The 23,924-nt window shown below is 66.8% G+C and carries 16 protein-coding genes; 11 read left to right on the forward strand and 5 right to left on the reverse strand.

The features are described from left to right. The first annotated feature begins 502 nt into the window (after positions 1–502). Genes AWC07_RS19510 through AWC07_RS19530 form a run of 5 tightly spaced genes read left to right on the forward strand, consistent with a single transcriptional unit; the run spans position 503 to position 4,654 of the window. Complete coding sequence (locus tag AWC07_RS19510; RefSeq protein WP_425271262.1) at positions 503–1,618, forward strand: aromatic ring-hydroxylating oxygenase subunit alpha; 1,116 nt, start codon at positions 503–505, stop codon at positions 1,616–1,618. Between the two features lies 1 nt (position 1,619). Continuing rightward, complete coding sequence (locus AWC07_RS19515) at positions 1,620–3,200, forward strand: AMP-binding protein (RefSeq protein WP_036408993.1); 1,581 nt, start codon at positions 1,620–1,622, stop codon at positions 3,198–3,200. Between the two features lie 60 nt (positions 3,201–3,260). After that, entirely contained in the window at positions 3,261–3,686 is a 426-nt protein-coding gene (locus AWC07_RS19520) for a nuclear transport factor 2 family protein (protein ID WP_036408995.1), read from the forward strand. Between the two features lie 57 nt (positions 3,687–3,743). Then, positions 3,744–4,217, forward strand: a complete 474-nt coding sequence (locus AWC07_RS19525) for an FAS1-like dehydratase domain-containing protein (RefSeq protein WP_051507766.1) — start codon at positions 3,744–3,746, stop codon at positions 4,215–4,217. After that, on the forward strand, positions 4,214–4,654 hold the full coding sequence (locus tag AWC07_RS19530; protein ID WP_036409000.1) for a MaoC/PaaZ C-terminal domain-containing protein: 441 nt from the start codon (positions 4,214–4,216) through the stop codon (positions 4,652–4,654). The genes AWC07_RS19525 and AWC07_RS19530 overlap by 4 nt, the downstream gene beginning before the upstream one ends. On the opposite strand, the gene AWC07_RS19535 is transcribed toward AWC07_RS19530, so the two are convergent. Next, positions 4,626–6,116 (reverse strand): aldehyde dehydrogenase, encoded by a 1,491-nt coding sequence (locus tag AWC07_RS19535; RefSeq protein ID WP_036409003.1) that lies wholly within the window; start codon positions 6,114–6,116, stop codon positions 4,626–4,628. The two genes, AWC07_RS19530 and AWC07_RS19535, sit on opposite strands and share 29 nt — an antisense overlap. Before the next feature lie 90 nt (positions 6,117–6,206). Between AWC07_RS19535 and AWC07_RS19540 the strand changes: the two genes are divergently transcribed. Further along, positions 6,207–7,571: a secreted hydrolase gene (locus AWC07_RS19540; RefSeq protein WP_036409007.1), complete on the forward strand. Its 1,365-nt coding sequence runs from the start codon at positions 6,207–6,209 to the stop codon at positions 7,569–7,571. Positions 7,572–7,608: 37 nt separating this feature from the next. Here AWC07_RS19540 and AWC07_RS19545 read toward each other — a convergent pair whose 3' ends face one another. Further along, a complete protein-coding gene (locus AWC07_RS19545; protein ID WP_036409010.1) occupies positions 7,609–8,757 on the reverse strand; it encodes an aromatic ring-hydroxylating oxygenase subunit alpha in 1,149 nt (382 codons plus the stop codon). Between the two features lie 165 nt (positions 8,758–8,922). On the opposite strand from AWC07_RS19545, the gene AWC07_RS19550 reads away from it, so the two are divergent. From AWC07_RS19550 to acpS, 3 genes are all read left to right on the forward strand, one after another. Beyond that, positions 8,923–9,645 carry a DUF1906 domain-containing protein gene (locus AWC07_RS19550; protein WP_036409013.1) on the forward strand — a complete coding sequence of 241 codons (723 nt, stop codon included), beginning with the start codon at positions 8,923–8,925 and terminating at the stop codon, positions 9,643–9,645. 525 nt (positions 9,646–10,170) lie between these two features. Continuing rightward, on the forward strand, positions 10,171–19,419 hold the full coding sequence (locus AWC07_RS19560; protein WP_085105195.1) for a type I polyketide synthase: 9,249 nt from the start codon (positions 10,171–10,173) through the stop codon (positions 19,417–19,419). Between the two features lie 28 nt (positions 19,420–19,447). Beyond that, the gene (gene acpS, locus AWC07_RS19565; protein WP_036416114.1) at positions 19,448–19,840 is read left to right on the forward strand and encodes a holo-ACP synthase AcpS; all 393 of its coding nucleotides are present in this window, start codon (positions 19,448–19,450) and stop codon (positions 19,838–19,840) included. Positions 19,841–19,873: 33 nt separating this feature from the next. On the opposite strand, the gene AWC07_RS19570 is transcribed toward acpS, so the two are convergent. Together AWC07_RS19570 and macS are read right to left on the reverse strand one after the other, a co-directional pair. After that, complete coding sequence (locus AWC07_RS19570) at positions 19,874–20,530, reverse strand: response regulator (RefSeq protein WP_036416113.1); 657 nt, start codon at positions 20,528–20,530, stop codon at positions 19,874–19,876. After that, positions 20,527–21,669 carry a MacS family sensor histidine kinase gene (macS, locus tag AWC07_RS19575; RefSeq protein WP_036416111.1) on the reverse strand — a complete coding sequence of 381 codons (1,143 nt, stop codon included), beginning with the start codon at positions 21,667–21,669 and terminating at the stop codon, positions 20,527–20,529. The genes AWC07_RS19570 and macS overlap by 4 nt, the downstream gene beginning before the upstream one ends. A gap of 30 nt (positions 21,670–21,699) precedes the next feature. Here macS and AWC07_RS19580 point away from each other — a divergent pair, with 30 nt between their 5' ends. Beyond that, on the forward strand, positions 21,700–23,034 hold the full coding sequence (locus tag AWC07_RS19580; protein ID WP_036416120.1) for a dipeptidase: 1,335 nt from the start codon (positions 21,700–21,702) through the stop codon (positions 23,032–23,034). Here the strand turns inward: AWC07_RS19580 and bcp are convergent, their stop codons facing one another. Next, entirely contained in the window at positions 23,035–23,508 is a 474-nt protein-coding gene (gene bcp / locus AWC07_RS19585) for a thioredoxin-dependent thiol peroxidase (RefSeq protein WP_036416109.1), read from the reverse strand. It lies immediately after the preceding gene. Between the two features lie 91 nt (positions 23,509–23,599). Here bcp and AWC07_RS19590 point away from each other — a divergent pair, with 91 nt between their 5' ends. After that, complete coding sequence (locus AWC07_RS19590; protein WP_036416107.1) at positions 23,600–23,827, forward strand: DUF3618 domain-containing protein; 228 nt, start codon at positions 23,600–23,602, stop codon at positions 23,825–23,827. Positions 23,828–23,924: the final 97 nt, after the last annotated feature.

A 23,924-nucleotide genomic window follows, 5' to 3' on the forward strand; every position in this document is an offset into this window, starting at 1 on the left:
AAGAGCCGGATGAATCGAGAGGTTCACGTCCGGATCTGTGGGAGCCGGAGGGTGCAATCCCCTCCGGCCACCCGACCTTTGACTGTGCATGTGGGGCGGGAACGCCCGCGATCGGCCGCCCGGACGGCACAGTCGGCGCCCTCAGCGCGCACTCGGTGCCTTCAGCCACCGACCCAACCGCACCAGCACGCGATTTCCATCTCCCACGCCGGGGCGCAGCCCCACGACCGCTTCGAGCGACAAATGCATCGGGCGCGTCTGAGTCCGTGCCGAAGGGGCTCACGCCGCAAATCGGCGAACATGCTTGCCAAGGAAAGTATTGCGCCACAGGGGGAAATCAGAAGATCGATCACGATGTCCGTCAGCGGCACGCCCGCTTTGCCTGGATATTCCCGCACCGCGTTTGACGTTCGATGTCTAAAATAGTAAAAATAGAGGTCAGTCGTCGAACCGCGGGGAGTCAAACGCGGCCTGGTTGCCGCTCGGTCGCGTGGGATACGGAGTGCACGTGACGTATACAGCATCGGCCCAAGATCCGTCGGAACGAGAGTTCGGTTCGAGCGGGATTGCGCTGTCGCCGTACCGGTTCCCGACGGGTTGGTTCATCGTCGCGTTCGCCTCCGACCTGGCTCCCGGCGACGTCAGGCGTGCGCATTATTTCGGCGAGGAGCTGGTGCTCTTCCGCACCGCTTCGGGACAGGTGCACGTGCTGGATGCCTACTGTCAGCACCTCGGCGCCAACCTGGGTGTCGGCGGCAGCGTGGAGGGCGAAAACATCGTCTGCCCGTGGCATGGCTGGCAATGGCGCGGCGACGGCACCAACGCGCTGATTCCCTACAGCAAGATCGGCTGCAAAAACAACGTCCGAATTCGCAGCTACCCGAGCATGGAATGGTACGGCTTCATCTTGGTGTGGCACGAGCGCCACGGCCGGGCGCCGTACTGGCAGCCGCCAGTGCTGCCGGAGCTGGAAACCAACGAGTACTACCCGCTGCACCCGCACAGCCGGATGCTCAACCGGGTCAAGGTGCACCCGCAGATGATCATCGAGAACGCCGCCGACCCCTATCACGTTCAATACGTGCACAAAGCCGCCAGCCCGGCCACCACCGCGTCGTTCGAGGTCTCCGGCTACCACCTGCACGCCACCGTCAACGCCCACTTCGGCGGCGGCAGACCCGCGACCTGGTTGACCCCGAACGGCCCGGTTGACGCCAAGATCGTCTACGACAACTACTCGCTGGGGCTGGGGTTCGTGCGCTTCCCCAGCGAGTTGGTGGGTACCGTCCAGGTCACCGGGCAGACGCCCGTCGACGAGGACTACACCGACTACTTCTACACCCAGGCCTCCATCCGGGAGCCAGGCGACACCGGCGACGTGCCCACCGGCCGCGCCGCCAAATTCCTTGCCTTGCAACAGGAAGTGATCAAACAGGACTTCTTCACCTGGGAGAACATGAAGTACCTGGAGAAGCCGAACCTGGCGCCTGAAGAAGCGCACGACTACGCGGCTCTTCGTCGGTGGGCGCACCGCTTCTACCCGGGTGCACAGCCCGGCGCCAACGATTTCGGTTATACCGCCGACGGCCAGCCCGACCCGGCGGCTGCGAAGGCGTGATGTGAGCAGCCCCCTGGGGCCCTCCGATTTCGGAGTCGATCGCTTCACCGTTGCCGATGTGCTCGACCGTCGCGCAGCACAGCATCCCGATCGGGTGATGCTCACGGTAGCCGGCGTCGACGTCACGTTTGAGGACCTGCGACGGCGGTCGTGCGCAGCGGCGAGCATGCTGACCGACCTCGGTATCGGCCGCGGCGACACCGTGGCGTTGTTCACCGCAACGTGTCCGGAATGGATCTACTTCTGGCTGGGCGCAGCGCGAATCGGTGCGGTCAGCGCGGCGGTGAACGCCGCCAGCAAGGGCGACTTCCTGCTGCATACCTTGCGGCTATCGCAGGCCAAAATGATACTCACCGATCCCGAGCGGCAACATCGGATCGAGGACATCGACGATCGCCTGGACACACTGAATGACATTGTGGTGCTGGGTGATTCGCTGAATGCGGCACTGCGCCGCGATGCCGGCCATCCGCCGCAAGACAGCCGGGGCGCGACGGGGGTGGGATCGCTGTTCTTCACCTCCGGCACCACCGGGACGTCGAAAGCCGTTGCCACCAGCTGGCATTACCTGTTCACGGTGGCCGCCACCGTGGCGTCGGCCTGGCAATTCCGCCCCGGAGAAGTGCTCTGGACCGCGATGCCGCTGTTCCACCTGAGTGCGGCGCCCATCGTGCTGGCCCCGATGCTGGTCGGCGGAACAACAGTGCTCGCCCGCGAATTTCATCCCAGCGAGGTCTGGGACGAGGTGCGCGCACATGGCGCCGTCGGTTTCGTCGGCGCCGGCGCCATGGTGTCCATGCTGCAGAACCTCCCCCCGGATTCACGGGACGCAGAGCTGCCGTTGCGGTTCATCTCCGCGGCACCCATTAGCGCTAACGCGTACCGCGAGATCGAAAGGCGTTACGGCTGCCGCATTGTCACGATGTACGGATTGACCGAGGCGTTTCCCCTCACCGTCAAGGGCGTTGCCGACGACGGGGTTCCGGGAACCTCGGGCAAGCCGAACCCGAATTTCGAGGTGCGCATTGTCGACGACACCGGCAACCCATTACCGGCCGGAAAGATTGGAGAGATTACCTGCCGGTCCCGATATCCGCACGTGATGAGTGAAGGGTATGTAAGCCGAGAGGCACCGGGCTTGCCGGTCGATCCGCATCAGGACTGGTTTCATACCGGCGACCTGGGCAGATTCGACAGCGACCAGAACCTGACCTATGTGGATCGCATCAAGGATTCGTTACGCCGACGCGGCGAGAACATTTCTTCGGTGGAAGTGGAAACCGTCGTGGCAAGCCACCCGGCGGTGCTGGAGGCGGCAGCCATCGGCGTCCCCAGCGACGTGGGCGAGGACGACATCCTGCTGATCGTGACCACGCACCCCGGCACTGCCGTCGATTACGCCGAGTTGCTCGACTTCTGCGCTGCCCGAATGCCGTACTTCTGCGTTCCCCGATTTGTGGAGACGGTCGATGAACTCCCGAAAAACGGAATCGGACGAACACGTAAAGATCTGTTGCGTACCAGGGGTTTAACTCCGGCTGCCTGGGATCGCGAAAGATATGGCTACCAGGTCAGCCGATGAGTTAGCGTAGTGTCACGTCGGTCGGTTCGGTTATCCCCGCGAGTGTGGCTGGAGAGCACAATGACGTTGTCGTATCAAGAACAGCAGATGCTGCACGCTGCGACGGGCCGTGCCGCCATTCTGGATTTGACCGCCCGCCACAATCGGGCCTATTCCGACGGTGACCGCGACGCATGGATCGCCACCTTCCGCCACTCCGGTGCCGGCTATAGCCGTGACGGCGAGCCGTTCGGTGATCCGCGCGCCGCCTTTGACGGCGGCGACGGGCAGCGGCTGGTCACCGTCGACCATGAGATCCACGTCGATGGGGTCAACGCGACGCAGCGCTGTGTCGCGCTGCTCTTTGCCCGCGTGCACGGCGACACCACGCTGCGGGCCACCGGGACGTTCCGTGATCAGCTCATCTACGAGCGGGGCGGTTGGTATTTCACTTCCCGAGCGCTGCAATGGGATTCGGTGCCGAGCCGGCATCCGCTCGTCATGTAACCGGTTGCGCACGTGAACTACCAACTGGCCTTCGGCAGCTATCAGGATGCGCTGCAGATGGTCGGCGCGACAACGGAACCGCGAACCGCAGCGACCGTGGTCAGCGGCGCGCGCATTCAGCTGTTCGCCGCCATGGTCCAGGACGGTAACCGGTCGTATTGGGACGCCGAGTACGCCCGGCGACGATGGGGGGGCTTGCTGGCTCCGCCGGCCCTGTTGATGGGCTGGCTGATTCCGCCGCCGTGGCAGCCCGGGGGCAGGGTGCCGGCAGCGTCGCTGGCGCTGCGGGTGCCGTTGCCTGGTACCACATTCATCAACGCAGCCAACGATGCCGAGTTCCTGCTTCCTATCGTCGAGGGTGATCGGCTGACCGTCGTCGAGGAGCTGGTGTCGGTGTCCCCGCAAAAGCGGACCCGGCTCGGTGTCGGGCATTTCGTCGAAACGCTGGAGACCTACCGCCGCCAGGACGGCGCGGTGGTCGCCACGTCGCGAAATACGTTGTTCCGCTTCACCCCTGGGCCGGGACCGTGACCGATCTGGCTTGGAACGAAATCACCGTTCCGCTCGAGCTGCCCGAGGTCATTGACCAGATCAGCTATCAGCGGGTGGTGGAGAACGCCGGCGCGACGTGGGACTACTTTCCGGGCCACTTCGATCCCGCCTATGCCCAAAGCCAGGGAAACCCAACGATTTTCGTCAACACCATGCACCTTGCGGGATTCGCCGACCGAATCGCGACCAACTGGGCCGGTCCGGGCAGCCGGGTGGTCCGCCGTTCCCTGCGGCTGACCGGCTCGATCTGCGCCGGCGACACCATGGCGGGCCGGGGCCGGGTGGTGGCCAAGCGGTGTGACGACAGTGTCCACCCGCCGCGTTATCTCGTCGACCTCCGGATCGAGGTGACCAATCAGCACGGCGCATTGTGCTGTCCGGTCGAGATCACCCTGCAGCTGCCGGAATTACCTTGAGCGGTGGCATTTTTCCGCTGCACAGCACCGATTGCAGCTCGACGTATTCGGCTAGGCCCTCGGGCCCGAATTCGCGGCCGATACCCGACTTCTTGAAGCCGCCGAACGGCGTGCTGATGTCGAGCATGTACATGTTGATGCCGTAGGTGCCGGTCCGGATCCGTGCGGCGATTTCAAGGCCGTGGGCGGTGTCGGCCGTCCACACCGAACCGGCCAAACCGTAATCGCTGTCATTGGCGATCCGGATCGCGTCCTGCTCGTCGCGGTAGGTGAGAACGGTCAACACCGGTCCGAATATCTCCTCCCGCGCGATGCGCATGTCATTGGTCGCGCCGGTGAACAGCGTTGGCCGCACGTACCAACCACGTTCGGCCGGGCTGTCCTCGCCGCCGACCACAATGCGCGCACCCTGCTGTCGCCCGGACCTGATGTAGTCCTGAACCCGATGCTGTTGGCGCCGGGCGACCAGTGGCCCGATGTCGGACTTTTCGTCAGCGGGGTCGCCGACCCGAAGCGTCGCCATCATGTCGGCCAGGGCGTCGACGACTTCGTCGTGGCGGCGTTCGCTGACCAGGATGCGGGTCTGGGCAACACAGGCCTGGCCGTTGTTCATCAACCCGGCCGTCTTCAACCCGGCGACGGTCTTGGTGAGGTCGGCGTCGTCGAGGATGATCGCCGCCGACTTGCCGCCCAGCTCCAGGCTGACCCGTTTCAATTGCTCCCCGCAGGCTGCGGCGATTCGGCGCCCGGTGGCGCTGGCGCCGGTGAACGCGATCTTGTCCACGCCGGGATGCCGCACCAGCGCCTCGCCGACAGCCGGTCCGCCGGTTAGTACCGAGACGACACCCTCGGGCAGCTCTATTTGCTCGATCATCTCGGCCAACCACAAAGCGTCCAAAGGAGTTTCGGCCGCGGGTTTGACGATGACGGTGCAGCCGGTGATCAGGGCCGGAATCAGCTTCGGCATGATCAGGCATTGCGGCACGTTCCACGGCACGATGGCGCCGACCACGCCGACGGGCTCCCGACGCAGGTGCGCCTCGCCGAGCACGCCCGGCCGGCGTTCCACCCACGGGAAGTCCCGGGCGGTGGCCAGCGCCAGATGGATCATCGACGCCGCACCTGCCGCCTGGCCCAGCCTGCTGAAACTGCGCGGCGAACCCATCTCCGCGGTGATCAGGTCGGCCATCTCGTCGAGGTGGTGTGCGTAAATCGCGGCCAGTCGCTCGATTCTGCTCATCCGCTGGTGCGGATCCCACAGCGGCCACGGACCGTGGTCGAACGCCTGCCGGGCGGCGGCCACCGCCGCCTCGACATCGCCGGGGCCCGCCGCCGGTGCTTCGCCCATCGGCTGCTCCGAGTGCGGGGAAATGACGCAGAGCCGTTCCGGCGTAGTGGGTTTGCGCCAGCGCCCGCCGATGAACAGTTCGTCATACCTGTGATGCGGGGATTCTGCCGTCATCGGGGCACCACCTCGGGGCAGGCGACGGTAACGTCGCTATTGATGCTAACATAGCTAAAAAGCGTGGTCTGGCGCCCGGGAAGGCCCGACATGAGCAGCGACTGGCGCAGTTACCCATTCCAGCTGGTGGCCGGTGGCAGCGCGCTGGAGTTTCCCGCCGCCGAGGGCGCCCACGCCGACCAGGAATCCGATACCTGGTTTCTCGCCGGCCAACTGGACGCAGCCGGCACCTGCCGATCGTTTGCGTTTCTGACCATCGTCAACAAGAACCGGCCCGGCGGTTCGGTGGTCGCCGACTTCTACACGCTGGCGGTGTTCGACCTCGACACCGGCGAGTACGGCACCTACACCGATTACGACATGCCGCCGGCCAGCATGGCACCCGACGCCCGGCCCAAGCTGTCGGCCGCCACCGGGCACCTCGATATCGAATACCGCAGCGGCGCCGGCACCGCGTCGTGGACCACCTGCCGCGATGCCGATGGACAGCTGCTGCCCTACACCTACCGGGTCAGTCTGGCGGGAGCCGATCAGGCCGGTCGCTCGATGCGGCTGGATCTGGCCGTGGCGCCCACGCGCGCGCCCACCCCGGTGGGGGCGTCGGCTTACAACGGAAAGATCGTCTGCTTCGGTCAGGAAGGCACTTACTCCTACTTCCAGACCGGCATGGCGATGACCGGAACACTGCGCTGGGCAGATACGGAAGAACAGGTCTCCGGCACCGCCGGGCACGTTGACCGGCAGTGGTTCCCCAAGTATGCGGGCGCCGGGGGAGACCCGCGGGGCCGGTCGCACGAATGGCGCACCATCCATTTCGACAATGGCGTCGACATGAGCATCTGGCGACAGTTCGACCGCACGAACAGCAATGCGGTGCAACCGTTTACCGGCGTGACGGCAAGTTTCCCCGATCCGGACCGGGCGCCGCAGTGCGCCGAGGACGTCGACGTGACCATCCTCAGCTATGTCCGCTGGCCAGATTCCGTACGGCCGCTGCTGCCGCCGATCTCGCCGGTCCGCTACCTGCCGGACCGCCACCGGATCACCTGCGCCACATTGCAATTGGACTTGATCGGGGAGCCGCTGGTGGCCGCTCCGGCCCACGGCCTGCCGATCGAATACATGGAAGGTCCCTACCGTTACCGCGGCACGCTGCAGGGTGAGCCGGTGACCGCCTTCGCGTTCTACGAGCGGTCACTGGCGTTGTACCGCGACTGGGAGCTGATCGACGTGCTGGCAGCTGCCGTCGCCAACGCTCGGCCACCGGCGCCGGAGCTGGCCGCCCTAGTGGAACGCGTTACGCCAGTGGTGCTTTCGGGCCGGCGCGCGGAGGCCGTGGAGATGTTGCGGACGGCATCAGCTGCGCTTCCCGACGATGGTGACCAGGATTGCAGTGATGTTCTCGAGGCGTTGATCGGCTCGCTGACGCAACAGACTCCCTCGTCGAAACTGTAATTTGGCAGGGCTCTTCTCGACCTTTTGCTGCGAATCTTCAGCCTCGGCGCAACGCGTCGAGCGCGCGCTCCCATGCGAGGTGGCGGTGTTGTAGCCCCGGCTCGTTGCGCCCGAACACCAGTTGCTCCCGCGCGCCCGATTCGAGGTTGGCTTGCAACGACTCCGCCAGTCGATAGTCCTCGTCGCGGACCGTTGCGTGTGCGTACTCGAATACGGCCTGGGCGCCGGCCGCCACGGATTCATCGGAGACGTCCAGCGCTGTGGAGTTCTGGTGGACGGTGACGGACCGTCCCGGTTGCGCACCGGGGTAAACGCGGAACAGCTCGCCGTTGGCGATCGTCACCGATAGCACGATGTTGGGAAACAGCGCGTAGATCACGACCATGTGGAGGAACGGATCCCACTGGTCCTCGGGCGCAGTGTCGAGCTCCATGATGGTGTTCAGCGGAAAGATCAGCCGGTGATGCGGTCCATACGAGTCGAAAACCGTGCAATTGCTGCGGGCGATGGTGGCGAAGGTTTGCTTGTGCACCGTGGCGAAGTGGTAGTTCTCCGAAAAGGTGTCGATCGCCAGCTTCCAGTTGATCCGCGAGTCGAGCACCTTCTCGCCCAGCGGAGACCATTGCCCGATACCCCATGAGTCGAGTTCGTCGGCCAGCGGTCCCAGGTGTGCCGCGATGTTCAGCGTGGCGCCGGGGTCCAGGGAAACCCACAGAAAACCGGCGAACTCGGTGGCCGGAAGCCTGGTCAACGCGTCGTCCCTCAACCTCACCTCGGGAAAGCCCTCCCGGCCCGGCAGTCCGACTAATCGCCCGGTGTTGTCATACGTCCAGGCGTGGTAGGGGCAGCTAAACCGCTTCGCGGTGCCACACCCGGTCACCACCTGCGCCTGCCGATGCAGGCAGACATTGTCGAAGGCCCGCACCGAGCCGTCCGACGTCCTGGTCAGCAGCACCGATCGCCCCATCACCGTCTTGGTGCAGTACGAGCCGGGGCGCGGAAGCTCGGAGACATAGCCGACCAGTTGCGGGCAGGACATCACCATGGCCCGGTCCCGGTCGTGTCGCTCGGGCGAGGTGTACTCCCGCGCGCGGACCGTGTGCTGCCGCGGCGCCAGGTCGGTCGTGTGGTCACGTGCGAGCTTCAGGGCACGGCGGGTGAGGTCGATGAGCTGGTGGTGATCCATCGCGACCCCCGTTGCGATCGAGTGCGGTGTGCTCGCCTCCAACTTTACTAACTTTGCATTGACAGCAAGAATCGGCGGCTGTCCTTCACCAACGTGACATTGTGATGCAGCTGTGACTGGCGAGCTCAATGAGTCAATTGATGCAAGTGTCGTACTCTGTGGCTTGTGGAAGTCTCGCGGCGGGACGTGCTCAAGTACGCGGCGGCGACGCCCGGCCTGCTGGGCCTAGGCGTCGCGGTCGCGTCGTTGCGTGCCGCGCCGGCATCAGCGGGGTCGCTTGGCATCTTGTTGGACTATTCGGCCGGAGTCATCCCCGCCAGTCAGATCAGGGCCGCCGGGGCGGCGGGTGCGATCAGGTACGTATCGGATCGCCGACCCGGCGGTACCTGGATGCTGGGCAAGCCGATCCAGCTCGGTGAGGCCCGCGATCTGAGCAGCAACGGGCTCAAGATCGTTTCGTGTTACCAATTCGGCAAGGCCGGCACGTCCGACTGGCTGGGCGGTGCCGCGGCCGGTGTTCAGCATGCCAAGCGGGGCATGGAGTTGCACGCCGCGGCCGGCGGACCGGCGGGCGCTCCCATCTACGCCTCGATCGACGACGATCCGTCATATGAGCAGTACAAGAACCAGGTCGCGCCGTATCTGCGGTCCTGGGAGTCGGTGATCGGGCATCAGCGCACCGGGGTGTACGCCAACTCCAAGACGATCGACTGGGCGGTGCACGACGGGTTGGGCTCCTATTTCTGGCAGCACAACTGGGGTTCGCCGAAGGGGTTCACGCATCCGGCCGCCAATTTGCACCAGGTCGAGATCGACAAACGCAAAGTCGGGGGAGTCGGGGTGGATATCAACGAGATCCTCAAGCCCCAATTCGGGCAGTGGGCCTAATTTTCTGCTCCGTCAAGGCCGTCGACGGCACCCTCCAGCAAACACTCGTTCGCTTACATCGAAGCGGCGCAAAAAGCGGCGATTGCGCGGCGCCATGGCCGATGCGACGTCACGGGCCGGGCGCAGCACACGATTTCAACATAACGATTTGGTAACAATACTGCCTTGATCAGCACAGTTAGAGCTACCCGACCGTAACCACCTGCACGCAGGACGTTTGTTACGCGCGCCCGCGCCGACGGCGAAGCCCGGTGTTACCCGATGACCTGGTTACCCGCGCGTAGAACTCGCCAGTAACCGATCGGCGTCAAAATAGTGGACTGATCCTTATGACACTCTTATAGAGCCGATGCAGTCCGTCGCGCCGCCCGGTCCATGGGCCGGCCCGCCGACAACGCACCGGTCAGACGTTTTCGGCTGTGATTCGACGCGGAATCGGCCGGAGTTCATCGGGCCCCTGCAAGGGCCGGTTCGGGCCGGCCGAACCAACCGATACGTACAGACGCATACAGGGAGATAAAGACGGTGACGATCCACGAGCACGACCGGGTGTCAGCTGACCACGACGGGACTGGCCCGCATCGCGCCCATGCTCTGGTCGATCGCCTGGCCGCCGGTGAGCTCTTCGCGGTCGCGTTCGGTGGGCAGGGCAGCGCCTGGCTGGAGACTCTCGAAGAATTGGTTTCCTCCGCCGGCATCGAGTCCGAGCTGGCGGCGCTGGCCGGTGAGGTGGAGCTGCTGCTCGAGCCGGTTGCCAAGGAACTGGTCGTGGTGCGCCCAATCGGCTTCGAGCCGCTGCGGTGGGTACGTGCGCTGGCCGCCGAAGACACGGTTCCGTTGGACAAGCACCTGACGTCGTCCGCGGTGTCGGTGCCCGGCGTGCTGCTCACCCAGATCGCGGCCATTCGCGCCCTGGCGCGTCAGGGTATGGATCTCGTTGCCACCCCGCCGGTTGCCCTGGCCGGGCACTCACAGGGCGTGCTGGCGGTTGAGGCCCTCAAGGCCGGGGGCGCCCGCGACGTAGAGCTGCTGGCGTTGGCCCAGCTGATCGGCGCGGCCGGAACACTGGTAGCGCGCCGGCGGGGGATCGCGGTGCTCGGCGATCGTCCGCCGATGGTCGCGGTCACCAACGCCGACCCCGAGCGCATCCAGCGATTGCTCGAGGACTTCGCCGAGGACGTGCGCACGGTGCTGCCGCCGGTGCTGTCCATCCGTAACGGCCGGCGCTCGGTCGTCATCACCGGCACCCCTGAGCAGCTCTCGCGCTTCGAACTGTATTGCCGTCAGATCTCGGAGAAGGAGGAAGCCGACCGCAAGAACAAGGTCCGTGGCGGCGACGTCTTCGCGCCGGTCTTCGAGCCGGTGCGGGTGGAGGTGGGCTTCCACACGCCGCGGCTGGGCGATGGCATCGACATCGTCGGCAGCTGGGCTGAGAAGGTCGGTCTCGATGTCGCGTTGGCCCGGGAGCTGGCCGAGTCCATCCTGGTCCGCAAGGTCGACTGGGTCGACGAGATCACCCGTGTGCATGACGCTGGAGCTCGGTGGATTCTTGACCTGGGTCCCGGGGACATCCTGACCCGGCTGACCGCACCGGTGATCCGCGGCCTGGGTATCGGCATCGTGCCCGCCGCCACGCGCGGCGGTCAGCGCAACCTCTTCACCGTCGGCGCCACGCCCGAGGTGGCCCGGGCCTGGTCGAGTTACGCCCCGACGGTGGTTCGTCTGCCCGACGGCCGGGTCAAGCTCTCGACGAAGTTCACCCGCCTTACCGGACGGTCGCCGATCCTGCTGGCGGGTATGACGCCGACCACCGTCGACGCCAAGATCGTCGCGGCCGCGGCCAACGCCGGGCACTGGGCCGAGCTGGCCGGCGGCGGGCAGGTCACCGAAGAGGTCTTCGGTAACCGAATCCAGGAGATGTCCGGTCTGCTGGAGCCGGGCCGGACCTACCAGTTCAATGCACTCTTCCTCGACCCGTACCTGTGGAAGCTTCAGGTCGGCGGCAAGCGGCTGGTGCAGAAGGCGCGCCAGTCCGGCGCGGCGATCGACGGTGTGGTGATCAGCGCCGGCATCCCGGATCTTGAGGAAGCCGTCGAGTTGATCCACGAGCTCAACGACACCGGGATCAGCCACGTCGTGTTCAAACCCGGAACCATCGAGCAGATCCGCTCGGTGATCCGCATCGCCACCGAGGTGCCCACCAAGCCGGTGATCATGCACGTCGAGGGCGGCCGCGCCGGTGGCCACCATTCCTGGGAGGACCTCGACGACCTGCTGTTGGCGACCTACTCCGAGCTGCGCTCGCGGGCCAACATCACCGTCTGCGTCGGCGGCGGCATCGGCACCCCCGAGCGCGCGGCCGAATACCTGTCCGGGCGCTGGGCGCAGTCCTACGGCTTCCCGTTGATGCCGATCGACGGGATCCTGGTGGGCACCGCGGCGATGGCGACTTTAGAGTCCACCACCTCACCCTCGGTCAAGCGCATGCTGGTGGAAACCCAGGGCACCGGCGAGTGGATCAGCGCCGGAAAGGCCCAGGGCGGCATGGCTTCCAGCCGTAGCCAACTCGGCGCCGACATCCACGAGATCGACAACGCCGCCTCGCGGTGCGGCCGGCTGCTCGACGAGGTGGCCGGCGACGCCGACGCCGTGGCGGAGCGCCGCGACGAGATCATCGCCGCCATGGCCAAGACCGCCAAGCCCTACTTCGGCGACGTCGCGGAGATGACCTACCTGCACTGGCTGCAGCGTTACGTGGAACTGACCATCGGCGAAGGCAATTCAACGGCCGACACCGCCGGGGTTATGGGGCCCGGTAGCCCCTGGCTGGCCGACACCTGGCGCGACCGCTTCGAGCAGATGCTGCAGCGCGCCGAAGCCCGGTTGCATCCAAAGGATTTCGGCCCGATCGAGACCTCATTTTTCGGTTCCACCGGCTCTGCGCTGCTGGACAAGCCCACCGAGGCTATCGCCGCGCTGCTTGCTCGCTACCCGGACGCCGATACCGTCCAGCTGCACCCGGCCGACGTTCCGTTCTTCGTCACCCTGTGCAAGACCCTGGGCAAGCCGGTGAACTTCGTGCCGGTGATCGACAAGGATGTTCGGCGCTGGTGGCGCAGTGACTCGTTGTGGCAGGCCCACGACGCCCGCTATGACGCCGACCAGGTGTGCATCATCCCCGGCCCCGCGGCGGTGGTCGGTATCACCCGCCTGGACGAGCCGGTGGGTGAGCTCCTGGACCGCTTCGAGCAGGCCGCCATCGACGAAGTGCTGGCTGCCGACGGGGACGTCAAGGACGTCACGTCGCGCCGGTTGGGCCGCCCCGACGCCACCGGACCTTTGGCCGTTGTGCTCGACGCACCCGACGTGCTGTGGGCCGGCCGCACCGCGATCAACCCGGTGCACCGGATCGCCGAGCCAACCGATTGGCAGGTGCACGACGGACCCGAAAACCCCCGTGCCACACACTCTTCCACCGGAGCCCGGCTGCAGCTCGATGGCAAGGACGTGGCGGATGTGGTGCTGAGTGTGCCGGTGTCGGGCACCTGGATCGACATCCGGTTCACCCTGCCGCCCAACACCGTCGACGGCGGTATCCCGGTGGTCTCGACCGAGGACGCCGCTACCGCGATGCGCTCGGTGCTGGCGATCGCAGCCGGTGCCGACGGGCCGGAGTTGCTGCCGCCGGTCAGCGACGGGGCGGCCCGGGTTAGTGTCGACTGGGATCCGGAGAAGGTGGCCGACCACACCGGCGTCACCGCGACGTTCGGCGAGCCACTGGCGCCCACCCTCACCACCGTTCCCGACGCGCTGGTCGGTTTGTGCTGGCCGGCCGTTTTCGCGGCGATCGGATCGGCGGTCACCGACGCCGGCGTGCCGGTGGTGGAAGGCCTGCTGAACCTCGTACATCTGGATCATGCGGTCCGCATGGTCGGCACGTTGCCGCCGACGCCGGCCCAATTGTCAGTCGCGGCAACGGCTTCGGATGCCAGCGACACCGAGGTGGGCCGGGTGGTGCCGGTCTCGGTGACGATCGCCGGGCCCGACGGTCAAGCCATTGCCGTCCTCAATGAGCGATTCGCGATCCTGGGCCGCACCGGTGCGGCCGAACTCGCCGACCCGGTTCGGGCCGGTGGTGCGGTGTCGGAGAACGCCACTGACACCCCACGACGGCGTCGTCGTGATGTCAGCTTGACCGCGCCGGTTGATATGCGGCCGTTTGCGGTGGTGTCGGGCGACCACAACCCCATCCACACCGATCGGGCGGCGGCGCTGCTGGCGGGTTTGGAATCGCCCATCGCGCACGGCATGTGGATGTCGGCGGCAGCGCAGCACGTGGTGACCGCCACCGATGGGAAGGCCCGTCCGCCGGCTCGGCTCATCGGTTGGACGGCCCGGTTCTTGGGCATGGTATGTCCCGGCGACGAGGTGGACTTCCGGGTCGAGCGCGTCGGAATCGACCGGGGCGCAGAGATTTTGGAAGTGGCTGCGCGGATCGGCTCGGATCTGGTGATGTCGGCGACCGCGCGACTGGCCGCACCCAAGACGGTCTACGCTTTTCCCGGCCAGGGCATTCAGCACAAGGGCATGGGCATGGAAGTGCGGGCGCGCTCCAAGGCGGCCCGCAAGGTGTGGGACACCGCGGACAGGTTCACCCGCGACACGTTGGGCTTCTCGGTGCTGCACGTGGTCCGGGACAACCCGACCAGCATCATCGCCAGCGGTGTGCACTACCACCACCCCGACGGGGTGTTGTACCTGACGCAGTTCACCCAGGTCGCGATGGCCACCGTGGCGGCCGCGCAGGTGGCCGAGATGCGTGAGCAGGGCGCCTTTGTCGAGGGCGCGATCGCCTGCGGCCACTCGGTTGGCGAGTACACCGCGCTGGCCTGCGTGACCGGCGTCTACGAGCTGGAAGCCTTGCTGGAGATGGTGTTTCACCGCGGATCGAAGATGCACGACATCGTTCAGCGCGACGAATTGGGACGCTCCAACTACCGGTTGGCCGCGATCCGGCCGTCGCAGATCGATCTCGACGACGCCGATGTTCCGGCCTTCGTCGCCGAAATCGCGGCGAATACTGGTGAGTTTCTTGAGATCGTCAACTTCAACCTGCGTGGCTCGCAGTATGCGATTGCCGGCACCGTGCGTGGTCTGGAGGCGCTCGAGGCCGAGGTGGAGCGGCGCCGTGAACTCACCGGTGGGCGGCGTTCCTTCATCCTGGTTCCCGGGATCGACGTTCCGTTCCACTCCCGGGTGTTGCGGGTCGGGGTGGCGGACTTCCGGCGTTCGCTGGACCGCGTGATGCCGCGCGACAAAGACCCGGATGTAATCATCGGACGCTACATCCCCAACCTGGTGCCACGGCTGTTCACCCTGGATCGTGACTTCATCCAGGAGATCCGGGATCTGGTGCCGGCCGAGCCGCTCGACGAGATCCTCGCCGACTACGACACCTGGCGCCGGGAACGGCCGCGCGAGCTGGCCCGCATCGTCCTGATCGAGCTGTTGGCCTGGCAATTCGCCAGCCCGGTGCGCTGGATCGAAACGCAGGATCTGTTGTTCATCGAGGAGGCTGCCGGTGGCCTGGGGGTGGAGCGGTTCGTCGAGATCGGCGTGAAGACCTCGCCGACGGTGGCGGGCCTGGCCACCAACACCCTCAAACTGCCCGAATACGCCCACAGCACAGTGGAAGTGCTCAACGCCGAGCGCGACGCCGCGGTGCTGTTCGCCACCGACACCGACCCCGAGCCGGAGCCGGAGGCCGACGAGCCCGTCGGGGAGTCGACCGAATCCGTCGCGTCGGACGAAACCCCTTCTGCCGCAACGGCTCCCGCGCCTGTGGCACCTTCGGGTGCAGCTCGGCCGGACGACATCGCCTTCGACGCCGCCGACGCCACGCTGGCGCTGATCGCGCTGTCGGCCAAGATGCGCATCGACCAGATCGAAGAGCTCGATTCCATCGAATCCATCACCGACGGGGCGTCGTCTCGGCGCAACCAGCTGCTGGTGGACCTGGGCTCCGAGCTGAACCTGGGCGCCATCGACGGCGCCGCAGAGGCCGACCTGGCCGGGTTGCGGGCGCAGGTCACCAAGCTGGCGCGCACCTACAAGGCCTACGGGCCAGTACTTTCCGACGCGATCAACGATCAGCTGCGCACGGTTCTGGGGCCGTCGGGCAAGCGGCCGGGTGCGATCGCCGAGCGGGTGAAGAAGACCTGGGAACTCGGCGACGGCTGGGCAAAGCACGTCACCGTCGAAGTCGCGCTGGGAACCCGGGAGGGCACCAGCGTCCGCGGCGGCGCGCTGGGCAATCTGCACGAGGGCGCGCTGGCGGACGCGGCGTCGGTCGACAAGGTGATCGACGCAGCGGTCGCAACGGTAGCCGCGCGCCGGGGCGTCGCCGTGGCGCTGCCGTCTGCGGGCGGTGGCGGCGGTGCCACCGTCGACGCGGCCGCGCTGAGCGAATTCACCGATCAGATCACCGGCCCGGACGGAGTGCTCGCCTCGGCGGCTCGCCTGGTACTGGGCCAGCTGGGGCTCGACAACCCGGTCACCGCGTCGCCGGCGGCCACCGACGCCGAGCTGATCGACTTGGTCACCGGCGAACTGGGCGCCGACTGGCCGCGGTTGGTGGCCCCGGTGTTCGATGCCAAGAAAGCCGTCGTCTTCGACGACCGCTGGGCCAGCGCCCGTGAGGATTTGGTCAAGCTGTGGCTGACCGACGAGGGTGACATTGACGCCGACTGGGCGCGGCTGTCCCAGCGTTTCGAGGGCACCGGCCATGTCGTGGCAACCCAGGCCACCTGGTGGCAGGGCAAGTCGCTGGCCGCGGGCCGGCAGATCCACGCGTCGCTGTACGGCCGGATCGCCGCCGGCGCCGAGAACCCGGATCCCGGCCCTTACAGCGACGAAGTGGCTGTGGTGACCGGCGCGTCGAAGGGCTCGATCGCGGCGTCAGTGGTGGCGCGGTTGCTCGACGGCGGCGCCACCGTGATCGCGACCACCTCCAAGCTCGACGAGCAGAGACTGGCGTTCTATCGCACGCTGTATCGCGACCACGCTCGCTACGGCGCGGTGTTGTGGGTGGTCGCGGCCAACATGGCGTCCTACGCGGATATCGACGCGCTGGTCGAATGGGTTGGCACCGAGCAGACCGAAAGCCTTGGCCCGCAGTCGATCCACATCAAGGATGCGCAGACCCCGACGCTGTTGTTCCCGTTCGCGGCACCGCGCGTCGTCGGCGATCTGTCGGAGGCCGGCTCGCGCGCCGAGATGGAAATGAAGGTGCTGCTGTGGGCCGTGCAGCGGCTGATCGGCGGTCTGTCGACCATCGGCGCCGAGCGCGACATCGCGTCACGGTTACACGTGGTGCTGCCCGGCTCGCCCAACCGCGGTATGTTCGGCGGCGACGGCGCCTACGGTGAAGCCAAGTCTGCGCTGGATGCAGTGGTGAGCCGTTGGCACGCCGAATCGTCGTGGGCGGTCCGGGTCAGCCTGGCGCATGCCCTGATCGGCTGGACTCGCGGCACCGGGCTGATGGGCCACAACGACGCCATCGTCACCGCGGTCGAGGAGGCCGGTGTCACCACCTACTCGACCGACGAGATGGCGGCCATGCTGCTTGGCCTGTGCGACGTGGAATCCAAAGTCGCCGCGGCCAGTTCGCCGATCAAGGCGGACCTGACCGGCGGCCTGGCCGAGGCCGATCTCGACATGGCTGAGCTGGCCGCCAAGGCGCGTGAGCAGATGTCGGCGGACGCGTCGGCTGCCGAGGATGAGACAGCACCGGGCATCATCGCCGCGCTGCCGTCGCCGCCGCGCGCGCACACTCCGGCGCCGCCGCCGGACTGGGCCGACCTCGACGTCGATCCCGCCGAGCTGGTGGTGATCGTCAGTGGTGCCGAACTGGGCCCCTGCGGCTCGTCGCGCACCCGCTTCGAGATGGAGGTCGACAACGAACTGTCGGCGGCCGGTGTCCTGGAGCTGGCCTGGACCACCGGATTGATCCGCTGGGAAGACGACCCGCAACCCGGTTGGTACGACACCGAATCGGGTGAGCTGGTCGACGAGGCCGAGCTTGTCGAGCGTTACCACGACGCCGTGGTGGAATGCGTCGGCATCCGCGAGTTTGTCGATGACGGCGCGATCGATCCCGACCACGCCTCGCCGCTGCTGGTGTCGGTGTTCCTGGACAAGGACTTCAGCTTCGTGGTGTCCACCGAGGCCGAGGCCCGCGCGTTCGTGCAGTTCGACCCCGAGCACACCGTCATCCGGCCGGTGCCCAACTCCACCGACTGGCAGGTTATCCGCAAGGCCGGCACCGAAATTCGGGTACCGCGCAAGACCAAGCTGTCGCGGACCGTCGGGGCGCAGATCCCCACCGGGTTCGACCCGACGGTGTGGGGCATCAGCCAGGACATGGCCGCTTCGATCGACCGGGTGGCGCTGTGGAACATCATCGCGACCGTTGATGCGTTCCTGTCCGCCGGCTTCACCCCGGCCGACCTGATGCGCTGGGTGCACCCGAGTCTGGTGGCCAACACCCAGGGCACCGGCATGGGCGGCATGACCTCCATGCAGACCATGTACCACGGCAATCTGCTTGGCCGGAACAAGCCGAACGACATCCTGCAGGAAGTGCTGCCCAATGTCGTTGCCGCGCATGTGGTTCAGTCCTATGTCGGCAGTTACGGCGCGATGATCCACCCGGTCGGCGCCTGCGCGACCGCGGCGGTGTCGGTCGAGGAGGGCGTCGACAAGATCCGGCTGGGCAAGGCCGAGCTGGTGGTGGCCGGCGGGTTCGACGACCTGACCCTGGAGGCCATCATCGGCTTCGGTGACATGGCGGCCACCGCCGACACGGCGATGATGCGGGGCCGGGGCATCGACGACTCGAAGTTCTCCCGGCCCAACGACCGGCGGCGGCTCGGCTTCGTGGAAGCCCAAGGTGGTGGCACCATTCTGCTGGCCCGCGGCGACCTGGCGTTGAAGATGGGTTTGCCGGTGTTGGCCGTGGTGGCCTTCGCCCAGTCCTTCGGAGACGGTGTGCACACCTCCATCCCGGCTCCGGGGATCGGGGCGCTCGGCGCCGGCCGCGGCGGCCGGGATTCGGTGCTGGCGCGTTCGCTGGCCCAGCTGGGCGTCGGTGCCGACGACATCGCGGTGATCTCCAAGCACGACACCTCGACGCTGGCCAACGATCCCAACGAGACCGAACTGCACGAGCGGCTCGCCGACGCGCTGGGCCGCTCCGAAGGAGCCCCGCTGTTCGTGGTGTCGCAGAAGAGCCTCACCGGCCACGCCAAGGGCGGCGCTGCGGTGTTCCAGATGATGGGCCTGTGCCAGATCCTGCGTGACGGTGTCATTCCGCCCAACCGCAGTCTGGATTGCGTCGACGACGAATTGGCCGGCGCTGCTCACTTAGTGTGGGTCCGCGACACCTTGCGGCTGGGCGGTAAATTCCCGCTCAAAGCCGGGCTGGTGACCAGTCTCGGGTTCGGCCACGTGTCCGGTCTGATCGCACTCGTGCACCCGCAGGCCTTCATCTCGTCGCTGGACCCCGAGCAGCGTGCGGACTACCAGCGCCGGGCCGATGCGCGGTTGTTGGCCGGTCGGCGCCGTCTGGCTGCGGCCATCGCCGGCGGTACGCCGATGTACGAGCGTCCCGCGGACCGGCGCTTCGGCCACCATCAGGCGGAGAAGCCGCAGGAGGCGGCGATGTTGCTGAATCCGGCCGCCCGGCTGGGCGACGGCGAGGCATTTATCGGATGATTTCGATCATCGGTTAACGTGGCGACCCATGGGCATCGTCGGTGTGGGGATCGACCTCGTCTCCATTCCTGATTTCGCCGAGCAGGTCGACCAGCCCGGAACGGTGTTCGCGACGACCTTCACCCCCGGTGAGCGGCGGGACGCTTCGGACAAGAGTTCGTCGGCGGCCCGGCACCTGGCGGCCCGCTGGGCCGCCAAGGAAGCGGTGATCAAGGCCTGGTCCGGCTCGCGGTTCGCGCAACGGCCAGTGCTGCCGGAGGACATCCACCGCGACATCGAGGTGGTCACCGACATGTGGGGCCGGCCACGGGTGCGGCTAACCGGCGAGATCGCCAAGCATCTGGCCGATGTGACGATCCATGTGTCGCTGACCCACGAAGGGGATACCGCCGCCGCGGTGGCCATTCTGGAGACCGGCTAGCCGCCTGCTGGGTCTCGGTGACCAGTGGTATGGCTACTCGTCGAGCCCGTGCTCGATGGCGTAGCGGGTCAGCTCCACCCGGTTGGCGACCTGTAACTTGCGAAACGTCGCCTGGACGTGGTTTTCGACGGTGCGGTGGCTCAGCGAGAGCTTTTCGGCAATCTGCTTGGCGGACAATCCTTTTGCCACATATCGCAGTACTTCGGTCTCCCGCTCGGTGAGGCTGGGACGAGCCGGCCCCGAGTCGGGGCTCTTGGCGATGCGCCGGTATTCTCCCAGCACCAGTCCGGCCAGGCTCGGGGTGAAGACGGCCCGCCCGGCGGCGGTGGCTCGCACGGCATCACTCAATTCCGCCTTGGAGGCGCTCTTGACCAGGTATCCCGTCGCCCCGGCTTTGACCGCTTCCAAGACGTCCTCGCGTTCGTCCGAGGCCGACAGGACCAGCACCCTGGTCGCCGGGGACACCTCGAGCACCTCCGTCGTCGCCTGCACGCCGTCGCCGTCGGCCAGCCGCATGTCCATGAGCACCACGTCCGGCTTGACGACCGCGGCCCGTCGTCGCGCCGCTGCCACGCCGTCGGCGGTGGCGACCACGTTAAAGCCGTCATCGGCAAGGTCGCGCGCCACCGCGTCGCGCCAGATCGGATGGTCATCGACGACCATCACGGTCGGGGATTGCCGTTCACTCATGAGGGTCCTTCCCTGCGCGGCACCGTCAGTTCCCACTCGGTGCCCTCGCCCGTGTTCGTGCTCAGCTGCGCGGTGCCGCCCAGCGCCGCCATCCGCCCGACGATCGACCTCGAGACCCCAAGCCGACCCTGGCCGGCGGCCTCATCGAGGCGCCCCGCGGCAATGCCGACACCGTCGTCGCGAACGCTCACCGTCACCGCATCGCCCATATCTTCCAGCAGCACATAGGCGCGGGCGTTCGGCCCGGCATGCAAGCGAACATTGTCCAGGGCATTGCCCACCGCCGCGTCCAGCTCGGAGGCCACCCCACGCGCCAGCGGCACCGGTGTTCCCGGCAAGCTCATGGACACTTGGTCGGACGCCCGGCGCCGCAACAGGGCTCCGAGGTCGACCGTCTGGTTGTCACCGTCGTGCTCGGTGTCGGTGGAGATCACCCAACGGCGCAGCGCGCCTTCTTGTTCGCCGGCCAGTTCCGCTAATTCGGCTGCGTCACCGCCTATTTCGTGGCCCCGCTTGGCTACCAGAGCCAACACCTGGATGACACCGTCGTGAACTTGCCGGGACAGCCGTTCCCGCTCGTGTAGTGCGGCCGACAATTCGGCGGCTCGTTGCAGTTCGTCGTGGGCACGCCGGGCGGTCCGAGCGGCCATACCCACCGCGAGGCCGACTGCCAGCTCGATGACAATGGTCGCGCTGCGACCGAGGTTGACGCTGACATAACCCTTGACGGCTTCGTTGGCGGCCGTCACCGCCACGCCGGTCAACATGCCGCCGGCCGGGCCGAACAGCAGGGCCGCCGAAATGGTGGCGTTGCTGGCCCACAGGGTTGTCGGCCAGGTTTGGTTATCCAGTGCCCATAGGCTGGTGGCTACCACCTTGGTGGACAGCATCAGCAGCACCACGACGGCGATCTCGGCGATCACCCAGGCAGGCCGTCGGCCGAAGCCGCGGAGGTAGGCGAGCGCGCAGGCCGCGCTCCAGCCGATCAGCACCGCGAAGAGCGCCCAGCCCAACGCCGGCAGCCTTAGGTCGGAGTTGACCGCGATCTGAAAACCCAGGGCGTAAACGCAGCTCAACAGCCGGAACAGCTGCGCCGCCCGCCAGAGCGGCGCCGTCGGGTCGGGGCCGCGCGTCGCCATATCGGGCTCAGCATAGCTAGCCTCGTGATCGTGACAGATCTGGTTGAGCGGGTTCGGGCGGTGTTGCCGTCGGTGCGTCGTGATCTCGAAGACCTGGTGCGCATCGAATCCGTGTGGGCCGATCCGGCGCGACACGATCAGGTGCACCGCAGCGCACAGGCGGTGGCGGATCTCTTGTCGCAGGCGGGTTTTGACGATGCGCGGATCATCAGCGAAGGCGGTGCGCCGGCGGTCATCGCGCGGTATCCGGCGCCACCGGGTGCGCCGACCGTGCTGCTGTATGCCCACCATGACGTGCAGCCCGAGGGTGACCGCGACCAGTGGGCGTCGCCGCCTTTCGAGCCCACAGAACGCGACGGACGACTGTACGGGCGCGGCACCGCCGACGACAAGGCTGGCATTGCAACGCATTTGGCCGCATTCCGGGCCCACGGCGGCCGGCCGCCGGTGGGTGTGACCGTCTTCGTCGAGGGCGAAGAAGAATCCGGATCTCCGTCACTGGGCCGATTGCTCGCCGCCCACCGCGACGCGCTGGCCGCCGACGTGATCGTCATCGCCGACTCGGACAATTGGAGCACCGACGTCCCCGCGCTGACGGTGTCGCTACGCGGATTGGCCGACTGCGTGGTGGAGGTCGCCACGCTCGACCACGGGCTGCACTCCGGCCTGTGGGGCGGTGTGGTTCCCGACGCGATGAGCGTGCTGGTGCGGCTGCTGGCCAGCCTGCACGACGACGACGGCAACGTGGCCGTAGCCGGTCTGCACGAAACCGACATTACGGCCCTGCATTTCCCCGACTACCCGCCCGAGCGGGTGCGCGCAGACGCGGGTCTGCTCGACGGGGTATCGGAAATCGGCTCCGGTTCGGTGCCCCAGCGGCTTTGGGCCAAGCCGGCGATCACGGTGATCGGCATCGACACCACATCGGTTGCCGCAGCGTCGAATACGTTGATTCCGCGGGCCCGGGCCAAGATCAGTCTGCGGGTTGCGCCCGGCGGCGATGCCGTGGCGCATCTGGACGCCCTGGAGGCCCATCTGCGGCGGCACGCACCATGGGGTGCACAGGTCAGCGTGCAGCGCGGCGAGGTTGGCCAGCCGTATGCTATCGAGGCCAGCGGCCCGGTCTATGACGCCGCCCGGGCGGCGTTCCGGCGAGCATGGGGCAACGATCCCATCGACATGGGCATGGGCGGGTCGATACCGTTCATCGCCGAGTTCGCCCGGGCGTTCCCTGCGGCGAAAATTCTGGTCACCGGTGTCGAGGATCCCGCGACGCAGGCGCACAGTGTCAACGAAAGCCTGCACCTGGGGGTGTTGGAGCGGGCCGCGCTCGCCGAAGCTTTGTTGCTGGCCAACCTGACTTGATCAAACCGACAGGTCGCGGCGGAGTTTGGCGACGTGTCCGGTGGCCTTGACGTTGTATTGCGCGAGGGCGATCTTGCCGTTCTCGTCGACGACGAATGTGGACCGGATCACACCCTGGACGGTCTTGCCGTACATCTTCTTTTCGCCGTAGGCGCCCCAGGCCGTCAACACCGTGCGATCGGGATCGGACAGCAGCGGAAACGTCAGTGCCTCGGCGTCACGGAACTTGGCCAGCTTGGCGGGCGGGTCGGGGGAGATTCCCACCACGTCCAGGCCGGCGTCGTTGAGATCGCGGAGGTTGTCGCGGAAATCGCAGGCCTCTTTGGTGCATCCCGGTGTGGAGGCGGCCGGGTAGAAGTACACGACGACGCGCCGTCCCCGGTAGTCGGCCAGCGACACGGTGTTGCCGTCGGCGTCGGGCAGGGCGAACGCGGGTGCTTTGTCGCCGGGCGCCAGGCGGGTGGACTCGCTCAACGTAGGTCCCTTTCTGTTCACCGGAGCGTGGGGACTCGCAACGGCTCATCTAGGGTAGTTCGTCAGGTGCACCTACTTGGAGGACAGACACGTGGCGGACCGTGATCCCGAGACCATCAAGCAGGAGATCGACTTTGCCCGCGACCAGCTGGCGGCGACGGTCGACTCGCTTGTTGAGCGTGCCAATCCCCGCCGCCTCGCCGACGACGTCAAGGCCAAGGTGATCGAATTCGTCACCAAACCCGCGGTGACCGTGACCCTGGTGGGCGTCGGGTCTGTCGTCGTCATCGTGGTGATCCGCAACATCAAGAATCGGTGAGCGCCGCGACGGCCCGCACTCGCCGCGTGGATGACACGCAACCTTCAGGCCCCGCAAGGCATCTGCCGAAAGCTTGACCCGCAGCGTTACTGGGCGG

It is taken from the genome of Mycobacterium gastri, from assembly GCF_002102175.1.
Taxonomy (GTDB): Bacteria; Actinomycetota; Actinomycetes; order Mycobacteriales; family Mycobacteriaceae; genus Mycobacterium; species Mycobacterium gastri.

Bases quoted from the DNA above. Each gene is read 5' to 3' on its own strand.
- acpS (WP_036416114.1), top strand. From the start codon at position 19,448: ATGGGCATCGTCGGTGTGGGGATCGACCTCGTCTCCATTCCTGATTTC.
- AWC07_RS19525 (WP_051507766.1), top strand. From the start codon at position 3,744: ATGGTCGGCGCGACAACGGAACCGCGAACCGCAGCGACCGTGGTCAGC.
- AWC07_RS19535 (WP_036409003.1), bottom strand. From the start codon at position 6,116: ATGACGGCAGAATCCCCGCATCACAGGTATGACGAACTGTTCATCGGC.
- AWC07_RS19545 (WP_036409010.1), bottom strand. From the start codon at position 8,757: ATGGATCACCACCAGCTCATCGACCTCACCCGCCGTGCCCTGAAGCTC.
- AWC07_RS19540 (WP_036409007.1), top strand. From the start codon at position 6,207: ATGAGCAGCGACTGGCGCAGTTACCCATTCCAGCTGGTGGCCGGTGGC.
- AWC07_RS19520 (WP_036408995.1), top strand. From the start codon at position 3,261: ATGACGTTGTCGTATCAAGAACAGCAGATGCTGCACGCTGCGACGGGC.
- AWC07_RS19570 (WP_036416113.1), bottom strand. From the start codon at position 20,530: ATGAGTGAACGGCAATCCCCGACCGTGATGGTCGTCGATGACCATCCG.
- macS (WP_036416111.1), bottom strand. From the start codon at position 21,669: ATGGCGACGCGCGGCCCCGACCCGACGGCGCCGCTCTGGCGGGCGGCG.